The 25,948-nt window shown below is 69.2% G+C and carries 28 protein-coding genes, 3 tRNA genes and 1 pseudogene; 16 read left to right on the top strand and 16 right to left on the bottom strand.

The window, feature by feature from the left end:
- Positions 1 to 663: 663 nt before the first annotated feature.
- From KALB_RS43540 to KALB_RS48990, 5 genes and pseudogenes are all read left to right on the top strand, one after another.
- Positions 664 to 1,470: a hypothetical protein gene (locus tag KALB_RS43540; RefSeq protein ID WP_051912865.1), complete on the top strand. Its 807-nt coding sequence runs from the start codon at positions 664 to 666 to the stop codon at positions 1,468 to 1,470.
- Entirely contained in the window at positions 1,460 to 1,831 is a 372-nt protein-coding gene (locus tag KALB_RS01000; RefSeq protein WP_025353861.1) for a roadblock/LC7 domain-containing protein, read from the top strand. Before KALB_RS43540 ends, KALB_RS01000 begins: the two co-directional genes overlap by 11 nt.
- 102 nt (positions 1,832 to 1,933) lie before the next feature.
- Positions 1,934 to 2,338, top strand: a complete 405-nt coding sequence (locus KALB_RS00995) for a hypothetical protein (RefSeq protein ID WP_030107774.1) — start codon at positions 1,934 to 1,936, stop codon at positions 2,336 to 2,338.
- 326 nt (positions 2,339 to 2,664) lie between these two features.
- Positions 2,665 to 2,892: pseudogene (locus KALB_RS50150) on the top strand (transposase family protein); the annotation flags it as partial.
- Between the two features lie 161 nt (positions 2,893 to 3,053).
- Complete coding sequence (locus tag KALB_RS48990; protein WP_236650149.1) at positions 3,054 to 3,206, top strand: hypothetical protein; 153 nt, start codon at positions 3,054 to 3,056, stop codon at positions 3,204 to 3,206.
- Positions 3,207 to 3,404: 198 nt separating this feature from the next.
- Here KALB_RS48990 and KALB_RS00985 read toward each other — a convergent pair whose 3' ends face one another.
- Together KALB_RS00985 and KALB_RS00980 are read right to left on the bottom strand one after the other, a co-directional pair.
- Positions 3,405 to 3,962 (bottom strand): HAD family acid phosphatase, encoded by a 558-nt coding sequence (locus tag KALB_RS00985; RefSeq protein ID WP_025353859.1) that lies wholly within the window; start codon positions 3,960 to 3,962, stop codon positions 3,405 to 3,407.
- A gap of 59 nt (positions 3,963 to 4,021) precedes the next feature.
- Complete coding sequence (locus tag KALB_RS00980) at positions 4,022 to 4,834, bottom strand: TetR/AcrR family transcriptional regulator (protein WP_025353858.1); 813 nt, start codon at positions 4,832 to 4,834, stop codon at positions 4,022 to 4,024.
- A 73-nt stretch (positions 4,835 to 4,907) separates the two neighbouring features.
- Between KALB_RS00980 and KALB_RS00975 the strand changes: the two genes are divergently transcribed.
- The 3 genes from KALB_RS00975 to KALB_RS00965 all read left to right on the top strand — a co-directional run bounded on the left by KALB_RS00975 (position 4,908) and on the right by KALB_RS00965 (position 8,844).
- Positions 4,908 to 7,166, top strand: a complete 2,259-nt coding sequence (locus tag KALB_RS00975; RefSeq protein WP_025353857.1) for an ATP-binding cassette domain-containing protein — start codon at positions 4,908 to 4,910, stop codon at positions 7,164 to 7,166.
- Positions 7,167 to 7,177: 11 nt separating this feature from the next.
- Positions 7,178 to 8,014 (top strand): siderophore-interacting protein, encoded by an 837-nt coding sequence (locus KALB_RS00970; protein WP_030107773.1) that lies wholly within the window; start codon positions 7,178 to 7,180, stop codon positions 8,012 to 8,014.
- 116 nt (positions 8,015 to 8,130) lie between these two features.
- Positions 8,131 to 8,844 carry a DUF5710 domain-containing protein gene (locus KALB_RS00965; RefSeq protein WP_025353855.1) on the top strand — a complete coding sequence of 238 codons (714 nt, stop codon included), beginning with the start codon at positions 8,131 to 8,133 and terminating at the stop codon, positions 8,842 to 8,844.
- On the opposite strand, the gene KALB_RS00960 is transcribed toward KALB_RS00965, so the two are convergent.
- The 4 genes from KALB_RS00960 to KALB_RS00950 form a co-directional block, all read right to left on the bottom strand.
- The gene (locus KALB_RS00960; protein ID WP_236650148.1) at positions 8,841 to 10,142 is read right to left on the bottom strand and encodes an FAD-binding oxidoreductase; all 1,302 of its coding nucleotides are present in this window, start codon (positions 10,140 to 10,142) and stop codon (positions 8,841 to 8,843) included. The two genes, KALB_RS00965 and KALB_RS00960, sit on opposite strands and share 4 nt — an antisense overlap.
- Positions 10,143 to 10,298, bottom strand: a complete 156-nt coding sequence (locus KALB_RS48985; protein ID WP_236650147.1) for a twin-arginine translocation signal domain-containing protein — start codon at positions 10,296 to 10,298, stop codon at positions 10,143 to 10,145.
- A gap of 239 nt (positions 10,299 to 10,537) precedes the next feature.
- A tRNA-Arg gene (locus tag KALB_RS00955) sits at positions 10,538 to 10,610 on the bottom strand.
- Between the two features lie 35 nt (positions 10,611 to 10,645).
- Positions 10,646 to 10,735 (bottom strand) — tRNA-Ser (locus KALB_RS00950).
- A 269-nt stretch (positions 10,736 to 11,004) separates the two neighbouring features.
- Here KALB_RS00950 and KALB_RS00945 point away from each other — a divergent pair.
- Positions 11,005 to 11,757 carry a CoA transferase subunit A gene (locus tag KALB_RS00945; protein ID WP_025353854.1) on the top strand — a complete coding sequence of 251 codons (753 nt, stop codon included), beginning with the start codon at positions 11,005 to 11,007 and terminating at the stop codon, positions 11,755 to 11,757.
- Positions 11,757 to 12,401 carry a CoA transferase subunit B gene (locus KALB_RS00940; protein WP_025353853.1) on the top strand — a complete coding sequence of 215 codons (645 nt, stop codon included), beginning with the start codon at positions 11,757 to 11,759 and terminating at the stop codon, positions 12,399 to 12,401. The genes KALB_RS00945 and KALB_RS00940 overlap by 1 nt, the downstream gene beginning before the upstream one ends.
- Positions 12,402 to 12,526: 125 nt before the next feature.
- Here KALB_RS00940 and KALB_RS00935 read toward each other — a convergent pair whose 3' ends face one another.
- The 5 genes from KALB_RS00935 to KALB_RS00915 all read right to left on the bottom strand — a co-directional run bounded on the left by KALB_RS00935 (position 12,527) and on the right by KALB_RS00915 (position 15,749).
- Positions 12,527 to 13,282, bottom strand: a complete 756-nt coding sequence (locus KALB_RS00935) for an ESX secretion-associated protein EspG (protein ID WP_025353852.1) — start codon at positions 13,280 to 13,282, stop codon at positions 12,527 to 12,529.
- Positions 13,275 to 13,505 carry a hypothetical protein gene (locus KALB_RS00930; RefSeq protein WP_025353851.1) on the bottom strand — a complete coding sequence of 77 codons (231 nt, stop codon included), beginning with the start codon at positions 13,503 to 13,505 and terminating at the stop codon, positions 13,275 to 13,277. The genes KALB_RS00935 and KALB_RS00930 overlap by 8 nt, the downstream gene beginning before the upstream one ends.
- A gap of 81 nt (positions 13,506 to 13,586) precedes the next feature.
- Positions 13,587 to 14,273, bottom strand: a complete 687-nt coding sequence (locus KALB_RS00925) for a dienelactone hydrolase family protein (protein ID WP_025353850.1) — start codon at positions 14,271 to 14,273, stop codon at positions 13,587 to 13,589.
- A gap of 130 nt (positions 14,274 to 14,403) precedes the next feature.
- Complete coding sequence (locus tag KALB_RS00920) at positions 14,404 to 15,156, bottom strand: sulfite exporter TauE/SafE family protein (protein ID WP_025353849.1); 753 nt, start codon at positions 15,154 to 15,156, stop codon at positions 14,404 to 14,406.
- Positions 15,153 to 15,749: a class I SAM-dependent methyltransferase gene (locus KALB_RS00915; RefSeq protein ID WP_025353848.1), complete on the bottom strand. Its 597-nt coding sequence runs from the start codon at positions 15,747 to 15,749 to the stop codon at positions 15,153 to 15,155. Before KALB_RS00915 ends, KALB_RS00920 begins: the two co-directional genes overlap by 4 nt.
- 167 nt (positions 15,750 to 15,916) lie before the next feature.
- Here KALB_RS00915 and KALB_RS00910 point away from each other — a divergent pair, with 167 nt between their 5' ends.
- Positions 15,917 to 16,288: a hypothetical protein gene (locus KALB_RS00910; RefSeq protein ID WP_025353847.1), complete on the top strand. Its 372-nt coding sequence runs from the start codon at positions 15,917 to 15,919 to the stop codon at positions 16,286 to 16,288.
- Between the two features lie 47 nt (positions 16,289 to 16,335).
- On the opposite strand, the gene KALB_RS00905 is transcribed toward KALB_RS00910, so the two are convergent.
- The 3 genes from KALB_RS00905 to KALB_RS00895 all read right to left on the bottom strand — a co-directional run bounded on the left by KALB_RS00905 (position 16,336) and on the right by KALB_RS00895 (position 17,984).
- Positions 16,336 to 16,893, bottom strand: a complete 558-nt coding sequence (locus tag KALB_RS00905; RefSeq protein WP_025353846.1) for a hypothetical protein — start codon at positions 16,891 to 16,893, stop codon at positions 16,336 to 16,338.
- A gap of 535 nt (positions 16,894 to 17,428) precedes the next feature.
- Positions 17,429 to 17,513 (bottom strand) — tRNA-Ser (locus KALB_RS00900).
- A 36-nt stretch (positions 17,514 to 17,549) separates the two neighbouring features.
- A complete protein-coding gene (locus tag KALB_RS00895) occupies positions 17,550 to 17,984 on the bottom strand; it encodes a MarR family winged helix-turn-helix transcriptional regulator (protein ID WP_042220081.1) in 435 nt (144 codons plus the stop codon).
- A gap of 178 nt (positions 17,985 to 18,162) precedes the next feature.
- Between KALB_RS00895 and KALB_RS00890 the strand changes: the two genes are divergently transcribed.
- The 4 genes from KALB_RS00890 to KALB_RS46205 all read left to right on the top strand — a co-directional run bounded on the left by KALB_RS00890 (position 18,163) and on the right by KALB_RS46205 (position 23,159).
- Entirely contained in the window at positions 18,163 to 19,875 is a 1,713-nt protein-coding gene (locus KALB_RS00890) for a bifunctional metallophosphatase/5'-nucleotidase (RefSeq protein WP_025353844.1), read from the top strand.
- A 144-nt stretch (positions 19,876 to 20,019) separates the two neighbouring features.
- The gene (locus KALB_RS00885; RefSeq protein WP_025353843.1) at positions 20,020 to 21,012 is read left to right on the top strand and encodes an EamA family transporter; all 993 of its coding nucleotides are present in this window, start codon (positions 20,020 to 20,022) and stop codon (positions 21,010 to 21,012) included.
- Between the two features lie 362 nt (positions 21,013 to 21,374).
- Positions 21,375 to 22,295, top strand: coding sequence for a KPN_02809 family neutral zinc metallopeptidase (gene ypfJ / locus KALB_RS00880; RefSeq protein WP_025353842.1), 921 nt, complete (start codon positions 21,375 to 21,377; stop codon positions 22,293 to 22,295).
- A 153-nt stretch (positions 22,296 to 22,448) separates the two neighbouring features.
- Entirely contained in the window at positions 22,449 to 23,159 is a 711-nt protein-coding gene (locus KALB_RS46205; RefSeq protein WP_148309311.1) for a hypothetical protein, read from the top strand.
- Between the two features lie 22 nt (positions 23,160 to 23,181).
- On the opposite strand, the gene KALB_RS00870 is transcribed toward KALB_RS46205, so the two are convergent.
- Entirely contained in the window at positions 23,182 to 23,844 is a 663-nt protein-coding gene (locus KALB_RS00870; RefSeq protein ID WP_025353840.1) for a GNAT family N-acetyltransferase, read from the bottom strand.
- Positions 23,845 to 23,897: 53 nt separating this feature from the next.
- On the opposite strand from KALB_RS00870, the gene KALB_RS00865 reads away from it, so the two are divergent.
- Positions 23,898 to 24,884, top strand: a complete 987-nt coding sequence (locus KALB_RS00865) for an NAD(P)H-quinone oxidoreductase (protein ID WP_025353839.1) — start codon at positions 23,898 to 23,900, stop codon at positions 24,882 to 24,884.
- 430 nt (positions 24,885 to 25,314) lie between these two features.
- Here the strand turns inward: KALB_RS00865 and KALB_RS00860 are convergent, their stop codons facing one another.
- The gene (locus KALB_RS00860; protein WP_025353838.1) at positions 25,315 to 25,947 is read right to left on the bottom strand and encodes a class I SAM-dependent methyltransferase; all 633 of its coding nucleotides are present in this window, start codon (positions 25,945 to 25,947) and stop codon (positions 25,315 to 25,317) included.
- Position 25,948: the final 1 nt, after the last annotated feature.

The following is a 25,948-nucleotide window of genomic DNA, read 5'->3' as shown; positions in this document are numbered from 1 at the left end:
TGGCGCTCTGCGGACTTGTCATGGTCCACAGCTCACAGACTTGTCACATGGTGCCGGTACATCTGTCGGTCGGATGAGGAGTCACTTTCGTTAGCTCCGATCACCCGAGAGGGTAGGTCATCACAAAGTATCACTCGATCGTGTGATGATTCTCTGCTGTGCGTAACATCCAGGTGCTCAAAAAGTATGCGATCGGCGTAGCTTCAACCCTGTTCGGGAAGTTGTGACGCATACGCTAAGTAATCTAGTAGGAGTCGGGACCGTGTCCAGCCTTGACGGCAGTGTCCGCACGTTGACTGGAGTCGGCGGGGTCGGACTGTCAGGACAGTTACCGGCCTGCGCGTGTCAAAGTCGCGGAGGTAGATCCTATTCGTTCCGAAAGGCAATCGGCTGCACAACTAAGGCACATCTAAGATTGTTGTGGCGGCTGGATGTGGCGAGTTGGGCACTGTACCTACACTCGCTTGAGCGTAGCAGAGGAGTGCGGTGACCGACGTCAACCAAACCCATTTGCGAGCAGCCTTTGATCGTCTGGCGCGTGCCCTGTCCCAGTGTCGAGCGAACGGAGTTTCCGGCAGTCTGCACGTTACCGGTAGACCCGGCGGAGTTTTCCATCTGCGAAGAGGTGTTGTAGTTGCAGTAAGTAGCCCGGGGGCTCCGGGAGTGGATGCGCTGCTGCTGCGCTCCGGTAGGATCAGTGAATCGGATTGGACTGCGGCCCTGCGCGTCGGCGCCGAAATGCGGTCTCATCAGGCTGAACTCGTCGCGCGGGGCAGTATTAAATCCACTGAGCTCCAGGTCATTTCGATGATGGCCGCGCAGGACGGAGCCTTTGCCGCTTTCGCGGGCAAGATCGAGGAATGCATCGTCCTCAAGGAGCCGCTCGATGTCCTGCTGCCGACGGCGGACGGCATCGACACGGACCGGCTGCTGCGGGAGGCCGCACGGCGGCTGGAAGCACTCGCCTCGCTGCCCTTCCCCGTGTCGCCGTATCGGGAACGGGTGGTGCCGGTGCGGGGAATCGACCTCTCGGCGGGCACCCTGACCGCTGCTCGTCAGGAGATACTCGCCAACGCCAGCGGCAGGCGCAGTTCGAGGGACATCGCCTTCTTGATCGGCCGTAGCGTCTACTCGGTCACGGTCGAGATCTCGCGGATGCTCAGCGAGGGCTTGGTGGAGGTCGTCCCGGGTACCTCCGTGACGGCTTCGCCCAACGCGTGCACCGTGGCACCGCGCGCCAGCGGTGAGGGCAGTCCTGTCGCGGTTGCCGATGGTGGCTCGACGGATGGTCTGCCACAGCGCCACCCAGGGGCGAGCGGCACTGCCAAGAACCAGAAAGCTCTCAAGCCGTCGGACTGGCTGCCACTGTCTCGACGACTCAGAAAGATAAGGGCGGGCCCGTCGTCGACACCGACAACAGGAACAATCGGAAATCTCTCCGAACCAGAAAGGAAAGGCATTGAGCCATGACGCGCTTGCCGCCCAGCTGCACGCGTTACGGGAACAGGTAGCCGGAATCACGGACACGCTGATAGCTGCAGTCGACGGCCTTCTCATCGTGGCCGACGCCGCGGACACGGTCGATATCGAGAGCGTCTCTGCGCTCGCTGCTGCTGACCTGGGGCTCGCTCGTAGGACCGCCACCGCGATCGGTCAGGGCACGTTCCGTCAGACCGTGGTGTACAACAGCGGCGGGTGCATGGCAGTGTACGCCATCGGCCGGTCCGCGCTTATGGTCGTACTTGGGGACGAAGGATTGGACATCGGACTACTCCAATTGGAATCCCAGCCTGTCATCGAGTGCATTGGCTCGATTCTGGCCGCCTCTTGAGTGAGGCAACACAGAGCAATTCCACCCCCTTTTTGTATGCCAGTCGACAATGCGCAAGCGAAGAAGAGGAAATTGAATACTTCGGGAAGTAATCAGCGGGGCATGTCGGAACGCGTGGCTGCCATAGTCAAGAGTCTGCGGAAGGAAGTGCCTGACTGCTTGGCGTCCGGTGTTGTCGACATGTCAACCGGCATGCTCCTGACCTACGATACGACCGACAGCCACCCTTCCGAGGTGCTTGATCTGTTGGCAGGAGCAACGCTCGACCTCTTTCAAGGTCGCACGGTCACGATGATCGAGGACATTTTCAAGGAGCGTCGAGGTATCAGCAGTGCCGAGCACTACTTCCAGGAGATCCTGGTCAACAGCAGCAACTTGACACACCTGTTCATTCGAAACAATCGGAATGAGGACGTCGTCGCCGTCGTGGTGTGCCCGAAGTCGGTGAACATCGGAATGCTCTTCGCTGCGACCAGGAGGGTGATAAAGGAACACGACGGATTCTAGGGTTCCTTCTCGCGCTGTGGTCCGTCGGGTTTTCCCTGGACAACGGCGTCCCTCTCCTACCCGGCCTCCATCTCGCCGAGGGTGGGCTGCCCCCGTTGGACTGACCGGTACCACTTGAGATGCATGCCCGGTGGCAATCGCGGAACCCGTCCACCTGGGCGGAGCTTCTCCGTTCAGAGCTCTTCGAACTTGATCGGGGTCTGATGGCCGGAGTGGCTGCCCTGCGGTCCGACTGACCGTCCGGTGCCCGGCGTAAGGGCCCGTGGCTCACTCGATGATCACTCTTGTTGTCGAGGCACGATGATCACAACAGAAGAGCCACGGGAATGCACAACAATACGACCCGGCTGCTGGGGCTGGAGGACCTGGCCGTTGTCGCGGTCGCCGACGACCGCGACAACGGACTGGCGGTGTACCCGGAAACCGCTGATGAGCGGGCGCGAGCATGCCCGAACTGCGGGGTGGACGCGTCACGGATGAAGGAATGGGTCACCACCGGGCCACGAGACCTGCCCGTGACCGGTCGGATGATGGACCTGAGGTGGCGTGAACGCCGCTGGATCTGCGGCCAGGCGGACTATCCACGCAAGACCTTCACCGAGCGCGTCGATCAGGCACCGGCCTGGGCTCGGGTCACGACCCGGCTGCGCCAGGCGACAGGGCCGCAGTCGCCGATGGTGGGCGCACGATCGTCCAATCAGCCCGCAATCATGGGTTGTCCTGGTCGGTGGTCGCCGCCGCGTTCGCCGCGCACGCCGCCACCGTGCTGGCGGCCGAGCCCGATCCGGTGGCGGTGTTGGGGATCGACGAGACTCGCCGGGACGACCGGTCTGGCGACATGATCCGGACACCGGGTTATGGGAGATGACCGTGGACCGCTGGCATGTCGGCTTCGTCGACGTCGCTGGTTGACAGGGATTGTTGGGCAGGCGGAGGGCTGCGATTTCTTGCGCGGAAACGCCGCGCGGTTGGCGGTTTTTTGTGGTAACTCGTTTCACGGCCTACTTTTGCGACCGATCGCGACATGACAGACAGAATTGATGTGGATCACTTCATTGACCCGAGGTTAGCTCAGCTGACCATCGTAATCCGGGAGCTGGAAACCCTTCTCGTAGTTCCCGCCCGCCATGTCGGTGGGGCGGTTGCCGATGTTCTCGGTGATCGTGTAGCCCGAGTCGGTGTACTCCTTGCGGCAGCGCTGCTTGGTTGCCGCGGGCCCGCTGTCGCCGAGCTTGCCCAGGCACAGGCCGTCCACGGTGTACCCGGCGTTGGTCAGCTGCCAGCGGGTGATGCTGGGCAGGATGTCCGGTCGGGCGGTGGCGAACAGCACGGACACGCCGTGACTGTGCGCCCACTGGGTCACCGCGAGCACGGGCTTGTTGGCCGCGCCGAAGTGGTAGTGGGTCTCCAGCGAGGTGTTGTCGATGTCCAGCACGATCGCCAGCTTCGAACCACCCTGCGCCACGCGGCTTTGCAGCCAGGGGATGGCCGGGTCGATGACCTTCTTGACGTCCGCCTGCCACTGCTCGTAGCTGGGCAGCGCTGCGGGGGCGGCAGCCGCCGGAACAGCCGCGCCCACCAGCACCGCACCCACCGCGGCCGCCACGATCCCCAGTTTGATCATTGTCCGCACTCCTTCGTCGGCATCCCGACCGCAGGCTAGCGGCAGGTCCGCCGCCCGTATCACAAACTTTCTGAATTTCCTTCACATGTTCGGCGCGCGGCGGCCTCGATGCCGTCCAGGACGACCGCCAGCCCGACCTCGAAGGTCTCGCGCGCCTCTTGTTCCAGGTAGGGCACGGTCTCGTCGCGCATCTGGAAGGCGCCCTCGCTCTCCATGCGGGTCACCGTCGGGAATCGCTGCGCGAAGTCGGGCGCCACTTCGAGCAGCACGGCTGATCGCGCGTACCACCAGTCCTCGTCCGACACCCCGGTCGCCGTGAACGCGTGCCGCGACTCGGCGACCGTCTGCGCGGTGCCACGCACGAAGTGGAACAGCAGCCCGACCACCCGCCGCAGCACGTACGCGGGCAGCCCCGCACCGGACAGGACCGTGACCACGGTCTCCAGCATCCGGTACTCGTTGGGCCCCAGCACGGGACGCGCCTGCGAGACCTGGAGCACCCACGGGTGGCGCAGGTAGAACGCCCACGCGTCCTCGGCCCAGTTCGCCGCCGCCGCACGCCACCCGGCCGCCAGGTCGTACTCGGTGGGCAGTTCCGCCAGCACCCGGTCGTACATCAGGTCCAGCAGCTCGGCCTTGCTCGGCACGTAGGTGTAGAGCGCCATCGCGGTGCGGCCGAGCCGCTCGCCCACCGCCCGCATGGACAGCGCCGCCATGCCCTCGGCATCGGCCACCTCGATGCCCGCCGCCACGATCGCGTCCACGCTCAGCCCCGGCTTCGGCCCGGGACCCGAACGCGTGCCCGCCGCCCCGCCCTGCCAGAGCAGTGCCATCGAGCGGCGCGCGTCACCCTGTGCGGCGTAGACGACCACTTGCAACTCCTTACAGCATAAAGTAACTTCGTCGAGCCATCTCTATACGTCATAAACTATCAGGAGAGGGTGCATGCACCTACCGGCCGACAGCCACGACGTGATCGAGGTGCGCGGGGCGCGGGAGAACAACCTGACCGGGATCTCGCTGGACATCCCCAAGCGCAGGCTCACGGTGTTCACCGGGGTGTCCGGCTCCGGCAAGTCCTCGCTGGTGTTCGGCACGATCGCGGCCGAGTCCCAGCGACTGATCAACGAGACCTACACGGCCTTCATCCAGTCGTTCATGCCCAGCCTGGGCCGCCCCGAGGTGGACTCGCTGCGCAACCTGAGCGCGGCCATCCTGGTCGACCAGGAGCGGATGGGCGCGAACTCGCGGTCCACCGTGGGCACCGCCACCGACGCGCAGACCGTGCTGCGCATCCTCTACAGCCGGTTGGGCGTGCCGCAGGTGGGCCCCGCCACGGCGTTCAGCTTCAACAGCGCCGAGGGCATGTGTCAGCGGTGCGAAGGGCTCGGCCGCGTCTCGGAGATCGACGTGGACCAGTTGGTGGACCGGGACCTCTCGCTGAACGAGGGCGCGATCACCGTGCCGAACTTCGCCGTGGACTCCTGGTACTGGCAGACCATCGTCAACTCCGGCTTCGTCGACCCCGACCGCAGGCTGCGCGACTACAGCGAGCAGGAGTGGGCCGACTTCCTGCACAAGCCCGCCACCAAGGTGAAGGTGGGCAGCTCGAACCTCACCTACGAAGGCCTGATCACCAAGGTGCAGCGGCTGTACCTGGTCAAGGACCGGGACTCCATGCAGTCGCACGTCCGGGCCTTCGTGGACCGGGCCGTGGTGTTCGGGACCTGCCCCGAGTGCGCGGGCACCCGGCTCAACGCCGCGGCGCGCGGCTCGAAGGTCAACGGCCGCACCATCGCCGAGTGCGCCGCCATGCAGGTCAGCGACCTGGCCGAATTCGTGCGATCTATAGAAGACGAGTCCGTTTCTCCATTGCTGGACACGTTGAGCGGAACACTGGACTCGCTGGTGGAGATCGGCCTGGACTACCTGAGCCTGGACCGCGAGTCCTCCTCCCTGTCCGGCGGTGAGGCGCAGCGCGTGAAGATGGTGCGGCACCTGGGGTCCAGCCTCACCGACGTCACCTACGTGTTCGACGAGCCCACGGTCGGCCTGCACCCGCACGACATCCAGCGCATGAACGACCTGCTGATCCGGTTGCGGGACAAGGGCAACACCGTGCTGGTCGTGGAGCACAAGCCGGAGACCATCGAGATCGCCGACCACGTGGTCGACCTCGGCCCCGGCGCCGGTGCGGCCGGTGGCCAGCTGTGCTTCGCGGGCACCGTGGCGGGCCTGCGCGCCTCCGGCACGCTGACCGGAAGGCACCTCGGCCACCGCGCGCGGCTGCGGGAGGTACCCAGGAAGGCCCGCGGCCAGCTGTCGATCACCGGCGCGAACCTGCACAACCTCAGGGACGTCAGCGTGGACGTGCCGCTGGGCGTGCTCACCGTGGTCACCGGCGTGGCCGGGTCCGGCAAGAGCTCACTGATCCACGGCTCGCTGCCCAAGCACGAGGGCGTCGTGGTGGTCGACCAGTCGGCGATCCGCGGGTCCCGGCGAAGCAACCCGGCCACCTACAGCGGCCTGCTCGACCCGATCCGCGCCGCCTTCGCCAAGGCCAACGGGGTCAAGGCCGCGCTGTTCAGCGCCAACTCCGAGGGCGCGTGCCCGAACTGCAAGGGCATCGGGCTGGTCTACACCGACCTCGCCATGATGGCCGGTGTCGCCTCGGTCTGCGAACAGTGCGAGGGCAAGCGGTTCACCGCCGAGGTGCTGACCTATCGCTTGCGTGGCAAGGACATCAGCGAGGTGCTCGCCATGTCCGTCGCGCAGGCCCGCGAGTTCTTCGGCTCCGGCCAGGCCCGTGCCGTGCTCGACCGGCTCACCGACGTCGGCCTGGGCTACCTCGGGCTGGGCCAGCCGCTGACCACGCTGTCCGGGGGCGAGCGCCAGCGGCTCAAGCTCGCCATCCGGATGGCCGAGAAGGCCGCCACCTACGTGCTGGACGAGCCGACCACCGGCCTGCACCTGGCCGATGTGGACCAGTTGCTGGCCCTGCTGGACCGGCTCGTGGACGCGGGCAACACGGTGGTGGTCATCGAGCACCACCAGGCCGTGATGGCCCACGCCGACTGGATCATCGACCTGGGGCCCGGCGCCGGGCACGACGGCGGCCGGGTCGTGTTCACCGGCCCGCCCGCCGAACTCGTGGCCACCGGCGGCACGCTCACCGCGCAGCACCTGCGCAAGTACCTGTCCTAGGGGGATTTCCGTTGCTGGCAGTACCTGTTTCGCTCATCGAGGTCACCGAGGTGCGGCGGCTCACCCCGCACATGCTGCGCGTGAGCTTCTCCGGCCCCGGGCTGGACGAGTTCCCCACCTGGCCAGACCAGCAGCTGAAGCTGCTGTTCCCCCGCGAAGGGCAGACCGCGCCGCGACTGCCCGAGCAGGACCCCGAGGACGTCCTGCGCTGGTACCAGGCGTTCATGGCCATCCCCGAACCCGAGCGGCCCTGGATGCGCAGCTACACCGTGCGCGCCCACCATCCCGAGCGCGCCGTGATCGACATCGACTTCGTCCTGCACGAGCACGGCGGGCCCGCCACCCGCTGGGCGCTGGCCGCCAAGCCCGGTGACCTGCTCGGCCGGTACGGCCCCGCCGCCATCTACGCCCGTCCCCTCGGCAAGGCCGACACCCTGCTGCTGGCCGGTGACGAGACCGCACTGCCCGCCATCGGCTCCCTGCTCGAATCCCTGCCCGACACCGCACACGCCCTCGTCTTCGTCGAGGTGCGCGACGCCGCCGAGGAGTTGCCGCTCACCAGCCCGGCCTCCGTGGACCTGCACTGGCTGCACCGCGGGTCCACGCCAGCCGGGCACAGCACCCTGTTGCTCGATGCCTTGCGCGCCACCGAGTTCCCCAGCGGCTCCCTGTTCGCCTGGATCGCCGGCGAGGCCGGATCCGTCCGCGCCCTGCGCCGCCACCTCGTCACCGACCGCGGCGTGGACCGCAAGTCCGTGGACTTCACCGGCTACTGGCGGCTGAGCCTGAGCCAGGACGACGCCCCCACCGCCGAGGACCTCGCCGAGGCCCAGGAACGCACCGCTTAGCCAGCTCTCGGGTGGCAGCAATGCCCAAGGGCAGTCCCCAAAATCCGGGAGAGGCCGGCGCTCGCCGTGACTAGCGTGGATCTTGAAATCGACGAGGTGAGTGCCCAGGGGTGGACATGGCCGACCGACGTGCCTGGCTGGACGTGCCCTATCAGGAGAAGGACGCGGCCAAGGCTCTGGGCGCGCGCTGGGACGCCGCGGCGAAGCGGTGGTACGCACCACGCCCAGGCATCGCGGGGCTGGCGCGCTGGGAGGCGTTGCCCGAGGTGCCTGACCTGCTTCCCGGTGAGGATCGGACTTTCGGTTCCGGGTTGTTCGTCGACCTGGTGCCGAGGTCGTGCTGGTTCACCAACGTCCGCTCGTGCGTGGACCAGCGGGATTGGGAAAGGCTGCGGCGCATGGTCGTTCAGCGTGCCCAGAGTCGCTGCGAAGCGTGCGGCCGTGCCGAGGACAGACCGTCTCGGCGTTGGCTGGAGGTACACGAACGTTGGGCGTATGACGAACACGCGCGCGTTCAGTCGCTACGCAGACTTATCTGCCTGTGCACGGACTGCCATCGGAGCACGCATTTCGGGCTGGCCCAGGTCATGGGACTCGCGGACCAGGCGTTCACACACCTCATGGCCGTCGCGCGCATGTCCCAGTCCCAAGCCGACGAGCACGTCCGCCAGGCGTTCCGGTTGTGGGAACAGCGATCCCGCACGGCGTGGACGCTCAACCTCGACATGCTCACGCACGCAGGCGTGACGATCGTCCCGCCGCCTGGCGCCGCGAGTCGCCCTGGCATCGCCGAACGTGTGCTCGGCGAAACCCGCGAACGCACCTCTTAGCCGACAAGTCCTTGCGGGAAGGCGAAAACCCGGTCCGGGTCGTACCGGCGAGCCGCTCGGCGCAGCCTCGGCAGGCTCGCTCCGTAGTAGGCGTGCGCCCAGTCGGGCATCTGCGGGTCCATGTAGTTCACGTAGCCGGTGGCCCCCGTGTGCCGGGTCAGCTCGTCACGGACCTGGCCCACGGTGTGCCGGACCGTCGGCTCGTCACCGGCCGCGCCGCCCACGTCGTGCAGCACCTGGATGATCGACAGGGCAGCACGGTGTGGGTACGCCGACTCGCCCCTGCCCACGGCCCCGCCGAGCGTGTCGAAGATCGTGTAGAGCCCGGCGGGGCCGGTGATCAGGTCGGCCACCGCCTGCGGGTCACGCAGCGGGGCGGTCAGCATGCGCGAGGCGCCCACGTAGGAGTTGCGCGGGTAGCCGCCGACCTGGCCGCCCCAGCTCGGACGGCAGCTCGCGCCGCCCAGGTCCGCGCAGCCCGCGAAGTGCTGCATGGCCTGCACGTGAGTCAGGTCCTGCTCCTCGCGGGTGAGCGGCTGGCTGCCGATCCTGCGGATCAGGTCGTCCACCCACGGCCGGGCCTGGCGCGCGGTGCCCACGAAGCAGCCCTCCGCGGCGAACGTGGCAGCACCGCCGCCGGGCACGCCCAGGGCCGCCGACATCTCGTCGGGCAGCGTCGGGATCCAGTCCTGCCACGCCGCGAGCATCGCGCCGACCGCACTGATCGGGAACGTCAGCGTGAACACCGAGGCCTCGCGCGCGGGCGCCGTGCTGAAGGTGAAGGACGTGACCACTCCGAGGTTGCCGCCACCCCCGCCGCGCAACGCCCAGAACAGCTCCGGCTCAGAACCCGGTGCGGCGGTCCGCAGGCAGCCGTCCGGCGTCACCACCCGCATCGAGGTCACCCGGTCGCAGGTCAGCCCGTACTTGCGGCTGAGCACCCCGATACCGCCGCCGAGGGTCAGCCCGCCGACGCCCACCGTCGCGCAGGTGCCACCCGGTAGCGCCCGGCCCACCTTGCCCAGCTCCGTGTAGACCTCACCCAGCAGGGCTCCGCCACCGACCACGGCACGCCCACCCGGCAGTGGGTCCACCGAGTTCAGCGCCCGCAGGTCGATCACCAGCCCGCCGTCGGGCGAGGAGTACCCCGCGTAGCTGTGACCGCCCGCCCGCGCCGCCACCGGGATCCGGTTCGCCGCCGCGAACTCCACGCACGCCTGCACATCCTCCGCCCGCACGCAGCGCGCCACCGCCGCCGGGCGCTGCCGGTCGTACAGCCTGAGGTAGCCGGTGCTCACCTACTCGTAGCCTGCGTCACCCGGTAGCAGGACCGGACCCGACATCCGTGCCCGCAGCCTCTCCCAGCGCGGTCCGCCCCCTGCGGCCCCACTCGTGCCGAGCACTGCCGCGCCCGCCCCCAGCACCTGCAGGAACCTGCGCCGGTCCACCGTCATCGATCCGCTCCCCCCGGACGTCAACCGATGCCGCACAGTGAAGCAGTCCCTGACACTCCACCTGTCGCGTTCGCCGGAACTCCACCCGAGAAGGCGCCCCCGCCAGGCGGCCGAAGCCGCGCCGATCCGGGAGTCCAGGGGGCGGAGCCCTCCTGGCTTGGGGCGTCGGGCGTGAGCCCCACAACAATGAAGCGAGGCCCCTGTTTGCGATCTCCGCAAACAGGGGCCTCCGCCTCGCGTGCGCCCGAAGGGATTCGAACCCCTAACCTTCTGATCCGTAGTCAGATGCTCTATCCGTTGAGCTACGGGCGCGTGTTCAGTTGTCGCCTGACCGAAGTCAGACGTCGCGGAGGCTCCGGGATTTGAACCCGGGATGGGCGATAAACCCAAACCGCATTAGCAGTGCGGCGCCATAGACCAGACTAGGCGAAGCCTCCCGGAGCCCTCGGCTACCGTCGATAAGACTACACAACATGTCCTCAAGAACCAAAACGGCCCCCTGACAACGCCGCTACCTGCGCTGATGCCCCGATCGGGGGCAGGGGGACACGCATCGCTACTGGATCGATGCCCAGTGCGGGGCCGACGCTCGGCGGTAGACCCGGCCTGCACGGCTTGGTTAGCGTGGCCACAGCCCGATCTTCGACACGGACTAGCGTGCTCACGAGGTGTGCCGTCCGTCACGAGGTGTGAAAGAGGAGCAGGAATGGACAAGGTTCGGCCCTCCGCCGCTGACGCGATCAGCGACCTACCCGCGGGGGCGAGCGTGGCCGTGGGCGGTTTCGGGTTGTGCGGTATTCCCAGCGACCTGATCCGCGCGGTGCACGGTGCGGGCGTTGACGGCCTGCGAGTGGTGTCCAACAACTGCGGGGTCGACGACTGGGGCCTTGGCATTCTGCTGCGCGATCGTCGGATCGAGCGGATGACCAGCTCGTACGTCGGGGAGAACAAGGAGTTCGCCCGCCAGTACCTGTCCGGGGAGCTGGAGGTCGAGCTGGTGCCCCAGGGCACGCTCGCCGAACGGCTGCGCGCAGGCGGCTGCGGAATCCCGGCGTTCTTCACGCCCGCGGGTGGCGGCACGATGATCGCCGAGGGCGGGCTGCCGTGGCGCTACGACTCCACCGGAGGCGTGGCCGTGGCCTCACCCGCCAAGGAGGTGCGCACCTTCGGCGACCGCGAGTACGTGCTGGAGGAGGCGATCGTCACCGACTTCGCGCTGGTCCGCGCGGCCAAGGGCGACCGGCACGGCAACCTCGTGTTCGACAAGACCGCGATGAACTTCAACCCGCTGTGCGCCATGGCCGGCAAGGTCACCGTGGCTGAGGTCGAGGAGCTGGTGGAGCCGGGCGAGCTCGACCCCGAGCAGGTCCACCTGCCCGGCATCTTCGTGCAGCGGGTGGTCGTGGTGACCGACAGCGAGAAGCGGATCGAGCGCCGTACCGTGCGGGAGGCCCAGTAATGGCTTGGAACAGGCAGGAAATCGCGGCCAGGGCGGCGGCTGAGCTGTCCGACGGCCAGTACGTGAACCTGGGCATCGGGCTGCCCACGCTGGTGCCGAACTACCTGCCCGAGGGCGTCACGGTCATCCTGCACAGCGAGAACGGCATCCTGGGCACCGGTCCCTACCCGACCGAGGACGCCATCGACCCGGACCTGATCAACGCGGGCAAGGAGACCGTCACGGTGCTGCCCGGCGCCGCGTTCTTCGACTCGGCGCTGTCCTTCGGCATGATCCGCGGCGGGCACATCGACATCGCGATCCTGGGCGCCATGCAGGTGTCCGCCAGGGGTGACCTGTCGAACTGGGCCATTCCCGGCAAGCTGATCAAGGGCATGGGCGGGGCCATGGACCTGGTGCACGGTGCGGGCCGGGTCATCGTGATCATGGAGCACGTGGCCAAGGACGGCTCGCCGAAGATCCTCAACGAGTGCACCCTGCCGTACACCGGACGGGGGGTTGTGCAGCGCATCATCACCGACCTCGCGGTGCTCGACGTGACCCCGCAGGGCCTGGAGCTGGTGGAACTCGCCCCCGGCGTGACCGTGGACGAGGTCCGCGCGGCCACCGAACCGGAACTGCTGGTGCCCGCGACCCTGGCCTGAGGGCCAGTTGTCCACAGGCGCCGAGTTGTCCACAGGCAGCCCCCAACCAAGATCCACTAGCCGCGCTGGCGGGTAGACTGGAGCTGGGGACGCCCCCCTGAGGAGTGGCGGGGGCTGCCTGGTGGTCAGGAGCTCAGCACGGGGCCGATCAGTTCGGTGATCATCGTGTCGAGGCGCTCGTGGTCCATCGGCAGCACGGTGACCCACTCGCCGCGGCGACGCAGCCCGTACCGGCCCCGCGCGGTGTCCAGCCAGGTCAGCGGCTCGGGTTCCCGCAAGAGGCCGCCGAAGCGGTCACGGCTGGTAGCGCTGGCCTGGCCACCGCCGAGGCGTCCGGTGAGCGCGCGCAGCAGGGTCTGCGCCTCCTGGGCGGGCACCCCGGCGGCCCGCAGCACGTGCAGGAACGCCTCGTCGCCCTCCGCGGCACCGGCCTGGCACGCCTCGCGGTAGTCGGCCAGCGCCAGGGTCACGGCGTGGCCCTCACCGGCCTGGCGCGGCGGCACGACCTCCAGCACGGCGCGCACCACGGTGTCGGCGCTGATCGGGGTCAGCCACACCCGGCCGTCCACGAGCACGGCGACCACCTCGGGGGTGACCATCGCCCGGCCGGCGCCCTCCCGGCTGGAGAACACGAGGTCCACCGAGTAGGGCGGGTCGGCGAGCGCGGTCAGCGCGGCGAGCAGGTCGTCAGCGGGACCGCGGACCACACCGAGCCCTCGGCCGCTCAGCGACTCCGAGGCCTGCGCCACGAGGCGTTCGCGGTCCTCGGCGGTCGGCCCGATGTGCGGTACCAGCAGCGGGGTCGGCGGTTCGGGCAGGCGCATCGCCCACCACAGCAGGAAGAGCTCAGCCTCGCTCAGCTCGATGCGGCGCTCAGCCACGGCGCAACCGCTGCACGGTCAGCGCCGCTTGCAGGTGTGCCTGGTACTGCCGGTCGAGCCGCCAGAAGTGGTTCTCCAGCAACAGTTCTGCCGATTGCCACGCCCATTCGGGCCGGTTTTCGGGCACTGTGAAAGGGTCCTCGACCCGCACCGGCGCGGGCAGCCTTCCGTGTCCGGCCGCGATCCGGTGCAGCGTCTCGTGCGGGAACACCATCCAGTCCATAGGGGACGCTTCGACCCCGGTGCGCGATTGCCCTTCCACAGCACCGGACTTTATCGACTGCGCGTCCCCCGTGGAGGTGAATCAGCGCAGGTGCGAGTCGAACCAGTTCAAGGTCCGCTGCCACGCCTCGGCGGCGGCCTGGTGGTCGGTGTCGAAGCGGTGGTTGGCGTCGGCGAAACGCACCACGTCGGTGGCCACGGGAGCCGCCGCGGCGGCCTCGCGCAGCTTCTCGACCTCCTCGACGGACACGGCCTCGTCCTTGTCCCCGTAGATGCCCAGCCACGGGCAGCTCAGCTCGCCCGCGACCTCGACCAGCGCGGGCAGGCCCTCGGCGAGCGGGCTGAGGATGCCCCCACCGGCCACGCTGACCGCGGCGCCCAGCGCCCGCCGGGTCGCGACCACCAGCGCGGCGGTGCCGCCGAGGTCGAACCCGATGACCCCGATCCGGTCGGCGGTGATGCCCCGCTGGGCGAGCCACACGCAGGCCACGTCCACGTCGGCCAGTGCCGCCTCACCGGACAGCGTGTCCAGCCGCTCGCGCACGGCGTCGGCGGGCAGCTCGTCGGCCTCCTCGTACAGATGCGGCGCGGCCACCAGCCAGCCCTCAGCGGCGAGGGTGCCCACCAGCAGGCGCACTGTGTCGGTGACCCCCAGCGCCTCGTGCAGCACGACGAGACCGCCCCGCGCGGTACCGTCCGGCTCGGCGACGGTCACACGCAGCTCACGGCCATCGGTCAACGACAGGATCTCAGTCCTGGTGTCCCTCATACCGCCACCCAACCACGCTGGGGTGAACTCCAGTCAACGTGACCAACCCTACGGATCAACTATCACTCCCTCGGTGCTCGCCTGGCGTGGGTTTTCCCGCCAGCCTGGGCCGTTCGCCGCAGCAACGGCATCACGTCAGCAGCTTGACGATCGCCACGATGCCCACGAGCACGATGAATCCGCGCAGTGCCCACGGCGGCAGCCGCCTGCCGATCCGCGCGCCCACCACCCCGCCCAGCATCGAGCCGACCGCCAGCAGCACCACGGCCAACCAGTCCACGTGTGCCACGAACACGAACACGACCCCGGCGACGAGGTTCGCGGTCATGGTCAACACGTTCTTGATCGCGTTGAGCCGCTGCAGACGCTCGCCGAGCAGGATGCCCATCATCCCGAGCGCCAAAACGCCCTGGGCAGCACCGAAATATCCGCCGTACACGCCGGTGCAGAAGATCCCGGCCAGCAGCAGTGGACCGCCGTGCGCCGAGGCCCGCTCAGTGCGCTCGGCGACCCGCTTGGCCACCAGCGGCTGGATCACCACCAGCACCAGTGCCACCGCGACGAGCACAGGCACGACTGCCTTGAACGCGCCCGCGGGCAGGGTCAGCAGCAGCACGGCACCGACCACCGCGCCGAGCCCCGAGGCGATGGCCAGCCGGACCAGCAGCGACCGCTGACCGACCAACTCATCGCGGTAGCCCAGTGCGCCGGTGAGTGATCCGGGGACCAGACCGAGGCTGTTGGACACGTTCGCGGTGACCGGCGGCAGGCCCACGGCGAGCAGCACCGGGAAGGTCACCAGGGTGCCCGAGCCGACCACCGTGTTGATCCCGCCCGCGAACAGCCCGGCACCTGCGATGAGCAGCGCTTCGAGCCAGCTCATGCGGTACGCGGCCGCCGCGAGACGTACACCAGCGCCGGCGGCACGTTCTGCCAGATCGTGCGGCTCAGCACGACCTCCTCGAACGCACCGCGCAGCCCGGCGAGCTGTCTGCGCGAAGGCGCGGCCCAGCGGGTCCACACATAGGTGAACTGGGTGAACGTGCCGGTGGGCGCCATGGCCTCGGCGATGGCCGGGATCAACGGTCCCTGGTAGGCGGCCCAGGGCAGGCCGCTGATCACCACGTCGGCGCTCAGCCCGCGCTCGGCGAGCAGTTCGGGGATCGTGCACGCATCGCCGATCAGCACCTCGACCTCGGGGAAGCGCTCGGCGAGCACGCCCGCGAGGCGCGGGTTCAGCTCGATCGCGATGTGCCGTCCGCGACCGGCCAGGCGGCGTTGGATCGCCCGGGTGAACGCGCCCGTTCCGGGCCCCAGCTCCACCACCACCGGATCGCCGTGCTCCGGGATAGGCGCGATCATCTGTTCGGCGAGCTGACGGGAACTGGGGATCGCCGAGGCCGTCACCAGGGGCGACCTGAGGAACTCCCGGAAGAAGATCTTGCTGTCGGCTGTCCTGGCGCCGGTACCGCTCACGTCTTTCCCCCTGCTCGGTTCAGCCGTGGCCTGGGCTCACCGTAGCCGCTGCTCAACGCCCTGGGAGCGTGACCGACACCACGGGCCGGGCCTGGTTCGGCCCGCTCCTCGGAAACCGTTACACGCAAAGAGATCCGCTCGGGGTGATACTCGAAGCGGGAGGCGTCATGAGCAGACCTGAGGCCGGAGACGAGTACGGACCCCGGTGGGCCGAGTCGGCGCACGACGCGGTCACCGACGACTTCGAGCCGTGGCGGCCGAGTTCCGGGTCGTCCGGCCACCACAGCGCCGCACCTCAGGTGGGCGGCAGCCTGGACGATGGCTACTCCGTGTTCGAGGACCTGCACCGGGGCAACCGGGTCAGCGCCACGCGGCACATCGGCGGCTCGCTGCTGCCCACCGTGCCGAAGGGCACCGAGGGCGAGGTCCTGGAGGTCGAGCACGGGCTGTTGTCGGACCAGGCGACCGTGCGCTGGGACAACGGCTACACCGAGACGGTCGACCTGAACTTCATCAAGCGCGAAACCGGCTGGTACTGAGAACTGGCGACCGGAATCCGCTCCGGCCGCCAGTTCTCGGCAATTCATCAGGACGCGGGGAAAACCCCGATGTTCCAGGCGCGACGGTCGCAGAACGTGAATCCGTTCTTGTCCTCGGCCAGGTGGTGGTAGTAGTTGTTCGTGTCCTGGCCCCACACATCGGCGTGACCGATGGAAACGCACTTCTGCCGACCGGGCGGGGTGTTCTGCGGATCCAGCGTCAACTGGAGTACGCGCATGGTGTTCCAGTCCAGTTCGGCGCCCTGCCCCGGAACACCCTCCAGCACGACACGGCTCCAGGTGTTCTGGAAGTCGCCCGGGTTCTCCAGGTGGGTCGGGTCCCCGTCGCCACCGGCGAGGGAGAGCCGCCACAGCCTGTTGTAGACCGTGCCGCCCTGCGGTGAGGTCTGCACGGAGTCCACCCAGGCCGGGGTCCAGATGTTGGTGCTGGACAGCCCCGTGACGTCCAGGTAGACGCGCACCACTGCCATCTTCACGCCCGAGGTGCTCGCCTGCGCCGCCGGGGCCGTCGCCGTCACCCCGACCAGAGCCGCCACCGCGGCCAGGCCTGCCACCAGGCCACGCATTCTCAGCTTCACGCTCATCCCCATTCCTCATGTCGACGCGGGAATCACGAGATACGCCCTCGAATTACCCCAGCCGCGCCAACACGAGAAACCCTCGCACAGCCCCCGCGCCCATCAACACCCCTCGCCCACCCACACACCCCAATAGCCAGATCCCCCGCCCCAAAGGGCGACCACCCGTTCGCAACAAGACAATCCCTGTCATCGACACGGATCGCCCCCAAATGGCGCCCCCAGCAGGCAGCCGAACACCCACCTACAAATGGAGGCACCGGAGGGCGCCCGGGATACCCGGGAAGGCAACACCCCTCCGAGGGCGGCCGAAGGCTCGCCCGGGGGTCCAGGGGGCGAAGCCCTCCTGGCTTGGGGCCCGGGGCGAGAGCCCCGGAGAACACCTGGAGCGACCCGGCCCGCGCTCTCCGCGGGCACACGTCCCCCAATCGCGGGGGTCCAGGGGGCGAAGCCCTCCTGGCTTGGGGCCCGGGGCGAGAGCCCCGGAGAACACCTGGAGCGACCCGGCCCGCGCCCTTCGCGGGCACACGTCCCCCAATCGCGGAAGCGGAGGGATTTGAACCCCCGGTACCTTTCGGTACGTCCGCTTTCAAGGCGGATGCATTCGGCCGCTCTGCCACGCTTCCTCTGGTGGTCAGCCTAGCTGGCGCCGCCGGGAGTGGTCACTCGGGATTGACCTGGCGCAGGTGGGCGTTGAGCCGTTCGAAGACCTGGGCGAGCACCTGCTGCTCCTCGGGCGAGAGCATGTCCACGATGTGGCTGCGTACGCCGCGGACGTGGGTGGGGGCGGCTTCGCGCAGCTTGGCCATGCCGAGGTCGGTGAGCGCGGCGAACACGCCCCTGCCGTCGCTGGGGCACTCGTTGCGGCTGACCAGGCCCGCGCGTTCCATGCGGGCGATCTGGTGTGAGACGCGGCTCTTGGAGGAGGCGACCTCGATGGCGAGCTGGCTCATCCGCATGCGCTTGTCGGGGCGTTCGGACAGGCGGACGAGGACCTCGTAGTCGGCGAGCGTGATGTCGTTGGTGTCGGCGAGTTCGCGGTGGAGCTGGCCCTCCAACAGGATGCTGGCCACCCGGTAGGCGCGCCACGCTGCCATCTCACCCTCGTCGAGCCACCGGGGCTCAGCCTGTCCAGCCGTCACGTGAGCAGGCTATTCCTGCCCCAACCGTCACGCGCGGTTCACCCGCTTCTCTGGTGTCGGACGAGGTCACGGGGCACACTGCCGCACGCGTACGCCCGAACGGGGAGTCGGGCCAGTAACGGGAAGGGACCCCATGACTGTCACCAGACGCCTCGGCGCGCTGGCCGTCACGACGGCGGCGGCACTGGCGCTGAGCGGGACGGCGGCGATCGCGGCGCCGGACTCGCACCAGCCCAGGCCGGTGTCGATCCGCCTGATCGGCATGAACGACTTCCACGGCAACCTGGAGCCGCCCGCGGGGTCGTCGGGCAAGGTCACGCTGTCCGACGGCACTTCGGTGCTGGCGGGGGGAGCGGCGTACCTGGCCACGCACGTGAAGCAGTTGCGCGCGCAGGCGCCGAACTCGCTGCTGTTCTCGGCGGGGGACAACGTGGGCGCCTCACCGCTGGCCTCGGCCCTGTTCCACGACGAGCCGACGATCGACTTCTTCAACCAGATCGGCGTGCGGGCCTCGGCCGTGGGCAACCACGAGCTGGACAAGGGCTACCAGGAGCTGGTCCGCAAGCAGTTCGGCGGGTGTAGCCCGGTGGACGGCTGCCAGTTCGAGAAGACCTTCCCGGGCGCGAAGTGGCCGTACCTGGCCGCGAACATGACCTTCGACAACGGGCTGCCCGCCGCGCTGCCGTTCACGGTGGACTTCTCCGGTGGCGTTCCGGTGGGCGTGATCGGCGTGCCGCTGAAGGACCTGCCGCTGGTGACCTCCGCGGAGGCGATCAAGGGCCTGAAGTTCGGCGACGAGGTGCAGGCGATCAACCGCTCGGCGGACCTGCTGGACCGGCTGGGCGTGAAGTCCATCGTGGTGCTGCTGCACCAGGGGGACAGCACCGAGGGCGGCGGCCCGAACGACTGCCGGGAGACCCCGGGCGCGGCGCTGGCCATCGCCCAGCAGGCCTCGCCGAAGGTGGACGTGATCTTCTCCGGGCACAGCCACCAGCAGTACAACTGCGTGGTCAAGGATCCCGCGGGCAACCCGAGGCCGCTGATCCAGGGCGCCTCCTTCGGCCGGCTGCTGTCCGTGGTGGACATCAAGGTGGATCCGAGGACCCGTGACGTCATTCGCGCGCAGACGGTGGCGCACAACGAGATCGTGACGCGGGACGTGGTCCCGGACCCGGCGGCCAAGGCGCTGGTGGACTCGGCGGTGGCCAAGGCTGCGCCGATCGCGAACAAGGCGGTCGGCACGGTCGCCTCGGACGTGGTCGCCGCGCAGAACGCGGCGGGCGAGTCGGCGCTGGGTGACGTGATCGGGGACGCCCAGCTGGACGCGACGAAGTCGGCTGGGGCGCAGGTGGCGCTGATGAACCCGGGTGGCATCCGGGCCGACCTGGTGTTCAAGTCGACGACGGCCGGGGTGCCGGACGGCACGGTGACCTACGCGAACGCGTTCACGGTGCAGCCGTTCGCGAACATCCTGCAGACGGTGACGCTGACCGGGGCGCAGCTCAAGGCGGTGCTGGAGCAGCAGTGGCAGCCGCAGCCCAACGGCACGGTGCAGGTGAAGATGCTGCAGGTCTCGTCCAGCCTGCACTACACCTGGTCGGCATCGGCCCCGGTGGGCAGCAAGGTCAGCGCGATCACGGTGGCCGGTCAGCCGGTGCAGCCGGACGCGACGTACAAGGTGACCGCGAACAACTTCCTGACCGGTGGGGGTGACGGCTTCAGCGTGCTGAAGTCGGGCACGAACACGGTGGGCGGCGCGATCGACCTGGACGCGTTCACCGGCTACCTGACGGCGCACCAGAACCTGGCGCCACCTGCGGCGGACCGCATCACCAGGGTGTCCTGACCCTGCTCGGAGGGGCCTCTCGCCCGCGGGAGGCCCCTTCCGTGTGCACGGACACAGCTAACTCGACAGCAAGTTGCTTGCATCCGACCTATATCGGACAGTAGAAAGCTTAGTGGCAAGCTACTTGATGGCGAGGAGTCAGTCATGGGACCGATCGGCCTGCTGCTGCGCACGGCGATCGCCCCCGCCCTGTGGGGGACCACCTACCTGGTCACGACGGAGTTCCTGCCCGCGGGCCACCCGATGTGGATCGCGGCGCTGCGAGCCCTGCCCGCGGGGCTGGTGCTGCTGGCGTTACGGCCTGGCCTGCCATCGGGGAGTTGGTGGCTCAGATCGCTGCTGCTCGGCACGCTCAACTTCGGCGCGTTCTTCGCCCTGCTGTTCGTTGCGGCGCAACGGCTCCCGGGTGGCGTCGCGGCAACTCTCGGCGCCACGCAACCCCTGCTGGTGCTCGGACTGGCCGCGCTGCTGCTGCGCGAGCGCCCACACCTGGCGATGGTGCTCGCCGCACTGGTCGGGGTCGCGGGCGTCTCCCTGCTGGTGCTGCGGGGTTCGGCGGCCTTCGACGCGGTCGGCGTCGCGGCGGGACTGGGCACCGCGGGCGTGATGGCACTGGGCATGGTGCTGACCCGGCGCTGGGGTCGCCCGACCGGCCGGGACGGCATGCCGGTGCACCAGTTGACCTCCACGGCCTGGCAGTTGCTGGGCGGCGCGGTCGTGTTGGTACCACTGGCATTGCTCACCGAGGGCGGCCTGCCCGCGATCGGCCTGCGCGAGCTGGGCGGCTTCGCGTGGCTCTCACTGATCGGCACCGCACTGACCTACGCGGTGTACTTCGCCGGGGTGCACCGGTTGCCCGCGGCGCTGACCTCATTGCTGTCGCTGGCGAGCCCCGTGGTGGCCACCCTGCTGGGCTGGCTGGTGCTGGGCCAGTCGCTGGGTGGGCCGCAGTTGCTCGGCGCGGGGCTGGTGCTGCTGTCGGTGGTGGCCGGACCGCTGCTGCGGCAACTGAGCGTCACAGGACGATTCCCCCTGTCCAGGGAACGACAAAGGGTTGTGATCAATGGCACATCGGCGCATGCTCGAATGACACGGATGGCCCAGCGAACAGCCAGAAGGGACCAGGTGGTGCAATGACGAAATCGCTTCATCGTGGCGGTGAGCGTCTCGGCTGCACCCCCGCGATCGGGTTGGTCGGTGCCGGTCCGGTCGCGACCGTGAGCAGCACTGGCTAGGTCTCGGGTGCGCGGGCGCCGCTTGGTGTCGGTTGCCTCTGGCGCACGTCGACGCTGTTGAGCCTTGTATACGGCGGCGTTTCCAGCGCCACGGCAGGGCTCCGCGCCACCTCGCCCAAACGATCGCTCCAGCCACGTTCCGATGGGAGAACCTGGGTGCGGTGACCTCTCGCGAACTGCGAGGTCACCGCACCCAGGCGCGTCGGGGCGCCTATCGTGGTCGGCGGCGGCCCGAAGTGGGCGAGAAGTCGATCGGGAGGCACCGTGCAGTTCAACGACGACTCCGAGCTGGACACCTCACAGGTTTCCGACTACCGGGGCTCGGGTGGCGGCGGCGGCGGTGGCGGCGGCATGGGGCTGGGTGGTGGCCTGGCGCTGGGCGGTGGCGGCCTGGGCATCATCGGGCTGGTGCTGTACCTGGTGATCAGCCACTTCGGTGGCGGGGGCGCGCGACCGGTCGCCGGGGGCAACGGCGCCCCGGACAACTCCAAGATCAGTGCGGAGTGCAAGACCGGGGCGCAGGCCAACACCGACCAGAGCTGCCGCCAGGTGGCGCTGGTCAACTCGATCCAGGCGTACTGGACCGACCAGTTCTCCCGCTCCGGCAAGACCTACAAGCAGTCCAACACCAACCTGTTCACCGGCCGGATCCAGACCGGCTGCGGCACCGGCACCACCGGCATGGGCCCGTTCTACTGCCCGGCCGACCAGAAGGTCTACATCGACCAGAGCTTCTTCTCGGAGTTGCAGAGCCGCTTCGGCGCCACCGGCGGGCCGTTCGTGGAGGGCTACGTGCTGGCGCACGAGTACGGCCACCACGTGCAGAACCTGCTGGGCACCAACCGGCAGGTCGGCAAGGACACCGGTCCGACCTCGGGCTCGGTGCGGCTGGAGTTGCAGGCCGACTGCTACGCGGGCGTGTGGGCCAACCACGCGAAGTCCACGCCCGGCAAGAACGGCAAGCCGCTGATCAGCAACATCACCGAGCAGGACATCGCCAACGCGCTGGACACCGCCTCGCGCATCGGTGACGACTTCATCCAGAAGAACCTGGGCAACGGGCACGTGGACTCCAGCAAGTTCAGCCACGGCACGTCCGATCAACGGCAGAAGTGGTTCAAGGCGGGCTACTCCTCGGGCAACCCGGCCAACTGCGACACGTTCCGGGCCACCGACCTGGGCTGATCGCTCACTCACCGCATCGGATCAGCGACATCGGCCGTTCGGGCTAACGAAGCGCTAACGAACCGGCCAAGCCCCGGGGACCGCACCGTCCGGAGTGGACGAACCGCGCGCATCATCCGGTTCCGAACGCACCCCGATGCGCTGGAGCACGCCATGAAGTCGACGGTTCGAAGATCCCTGACGACAGCGGCGTTGGTCGCCGCCTGCATGACCGGTGCGGCCGCCGCGGCGGGCGCCGTGCCCGAGGACCCGCCCCAGTCCGGCGACCAGCTGGCGACCGCGTACCCGGGCAACGTCGTCACGTGTGTGGAGGCCGGACTGGCCGGCGGGGCCATCTCGGTGACGGCCACCGTCGGCGACACCTACATCACGGTCACGGCGGTGCCCGCAGGGACCACGGTAACCGGGATCGTGGTGAAGGGCGGCCCGGCGTACAACACCTACCTGCCAACCGGTCTCGGTGCGCTGCCGTGGAGCAACCTGCACCCACCGCTGGTGCCCAGCGGCAATCCGGCGGGGATCAGCCACTGGTTCGCCTGCGGTCAGCAGCAGACAACCACCACGACCACCGCCAGCACGACGAAGACCACCACCGCAACGACCACTGCCACCGGCACGACGACGACCCCGCCGACCAAGACAACCACCACGACCTCAGCAACCACCACCACTGGCACGAGCACGGCTGTCACCACCGAGACCACAACAGCCGCCAGCACAACGACGACCACCGCGACTGGTTCCGACAGCCTTGCGTACACCGGCTTCAGCGGCGGCTGGCTGGCCGCGCTGGCGGCCGCGCTCCTGATCGGCGGAGTCGGGCTGGTCCTGGTTCCCAAACTGCTGGCACACCGCCGCCGGTGAGGTGGTTGGTCGACTGCGGCGCTCAGTCGTCGCGGTCGGCCGAGTGCCCGGTGCCCAACAGCGGCAGGCACGGCTGAAGACCCGTCACCTCGGGGCGCCAGCCAGGCCGGTGTTCGGCGAACCGCTCGGCCGTGACCACCATGCGCAACTGCGTCGCGGCCTTGCCACGGCGCACGTCACTCCAGGTGCCGTCCTCGACGTAACCGAGCTTGCGGCTGACGCGGAACGAGGCCTGGTTGTCCACGAACAGCGAGGTTCGGGCGCGTCGCGCGGCCAGGTGGTCGAACACGAGGCCAAGCACGGCGGCACGGGCCTCGGTGCCGTAACCCTTGCCCTGGTGCGCCATGCCCAGCCACGAGCCGCTGGTGACCTCCCTGGTGATGGCGAAGTCGGTGCCGTCGACGCCCTGCATGCCGATCACCCGGCCGTCCAGTCTGATCAGGAAGTTCAGGGTCCAGCGCGCCGCGGTCAGCGAGTTGCGCTGCCCCCAGAAGTACTGCATCACGTTGCGCGGGATCTCCTCGGCAGGGGCGTCGGTCCACGGCACCCCGAACGGCATCTCCTCCGGCGGGTGCACGCCGCGAGCGGCCAGCCTGCCGAGTTCGGCCAGGCCCGCGTCCTCGTCCGGGCGCAACTCCAGGCGAGGCGTGCGCAGCACCAGGTTCCACAGCGGCCAAGGCTCCATGACGTGATGGTGCCCGCAGCGCGGACAGACTGCGAGCGGATTACCGTCGGGGCATGCGCGCGATCACGATCAGCCAGCCCGGTGGCCCGGAAGTGTTGCGGTGGACCGAAGTGCCCGATCTCAGCCCCAGGCCGGGTGAGGTGCTGCTCACCGTCGCCGCCTCCGCGGTGAACCGGGCCGACCTGTTGCAGCGGCAGGGCTTCTACCCGCCGCCGCCCGGCGCCTCCGAGGTGCCCGGCCTGGAGTGCTCGGGCACGGTCGCCGCGCTGGGCGAGGGTGTGACGGGCTGGCAGGTCGGCGACCAGGTGTGCGCCCTGCTGGCCGGTGGCGGCTACGCCGAGCAGGTCGTGGTGCCCGCCGAACAGGTGCTGCCGCTGCCCGGTGGCGTGGACCTGGTCTCGGCGGCCGGTCTGCCCGAGGTGGTCTGCACGGTGTGGTCCAACGTGGTGCAGCTCGCCGGGCTCAGCGCCGGTGACGTGCTGCTCGTGCACGGCGGCGCGGGCGGCATCGGCACCGCCGCGATCCAGATCGGCAAGGCCCTCGGCGCGACGGTGGCCGTGACGGCCGGGTCGGCGGAGCGGCTGGCGCGCTGCGCGGAGCTGGGCGCCGACGTGACGATCAACTACCGCGACCAGGACTTCGTGGACGAGGTGCGCAAGGCCACCGACGGGCACGGCGCCGACGTGGTGCTGGACAACATGGGCGGCTCCTACCTGGACCGCAACGTGGACGTGCTGGCCACCGGCGGGCGGCTGGTCGTGATCGGCATGCAGGGCGGTCGCAAGGGCGAGCTGGACCTGGGCAAGCTGCTCGCCAAGCGGGCGAGTGTGGCGGCGACCGGGTTGCGCGGACGGCCCGTCACGGGCAGCGGGGGCAAGGCCGAGATCGTGGCCGACGTGCGGGCCAGGCTGTGGCCGCTGGTGGCCGAGGGCAGGGTGCGGCCGATCATCGGGTCGGTCGTGCCCCTGGCCGAGGCGAGCAGGGCACACCAGGCGCTGGAGAACGGCGAGGCCTTCGGCAAGGTGCTGCTCAAGGTGTGATGCGAGCTGGGGAGAGCGAGCCCGGCGCGCGGCTGGCCGGCACTCACGCGCCCCAGAGCGGGACTCGCGCGCGGCTGAGCGGGACTCACGCCCTCCAGAGCGGGACTCAGCCACACCAAACCGGGACTCACGCGCTGGAGAGCGGGACTCGCACGCGGCGGGCCGGGACTCGGCCGCAGCTAGGCGGGACCGGCACGCGGCTGAGCGGGGACTGGCACGCCGGAGACCGGGACTCAGTCGCAGCTAGGCGGGACTCGCGCACCCCAGAGCGGGACTCGGCCGCCCCAGAGCGGGACTCACGCACCAGAGAGCGGGAATCGGCCGCACCGGACCGGGACTCGCGCACCGGAGACCGGGACTCAGTCGCAGCTGGGCGGGACTCGCACGCGGCTGGCCGGGACTCGCGCGCCCCAGAGCGGGACTCGCGGGGTCAGGGGGTGAGGCGGGCGCAGGCGAGGCGGGGGGTGGTGGTGCGGAACCGCAGGCCGAACTCGCGGCGCCAGCGGTCCAGCACGGTCAGCTCGCCCGGCTGGCCCACGTCGTCGAGCAGCACGCTGGCGCCCGGGGCGAGCACCCCGCGCAGCACGGGCAGCGCGGGGTAGCGGATCAGGTCCTCGCCGGAGGGGCCGTCGACCATCAGCAGGTCGACCAGTCCGTGCTGGTCCACGTAGTCGGAGACCTCCTGGTGCACGACCTGTGGCGCGTACCAGCCGGTCTTGGCCAGCGCGGCGGGGTGCTTGCCCAGCGGCACGTGCACGACCCGGGCCACGTGGCCGAGGCCCTCGCGCCGCAGCTGGCTGCTCACGAAGGCGGCGCGCCGCTCGTCGTCCTCCAGGGACAGCAGGTGCCCGAAACCGCGCCGGGCCAGCAACCGGGCGATGACCACGGTGGACGAGCCGCAGCCGCACTCCACCAGCACGCTGCGCGCCCCGACGAGTACCTCGTCCAGCAGCGCGGTCAGGCAGGACGGAGCCAGCTCGCCCGCGGTGAACGGCAGGTACTCGGTCAGCAACGGGGCCAGGCGCAGCCAGGCCGCCAGGTCGGCGAACTCCCGCTGGTCCACG

The organism is Kutzneria viridogrisea DSM 43870 (genome assembly GCF_000525635.1).
Taxonomy (GTDB): Bacteria; Actinomycetota; Actinomycetes; order Mycobacteriales; family Pseudonocardiaceae; genus Kutzneria; species Kutzneria viridogrisea.
The sequence above is the reverse complement of the archived record's forward strand: the minus strand, read 5'-3'. Positions and strand labels throughout refer to the sequence as shown.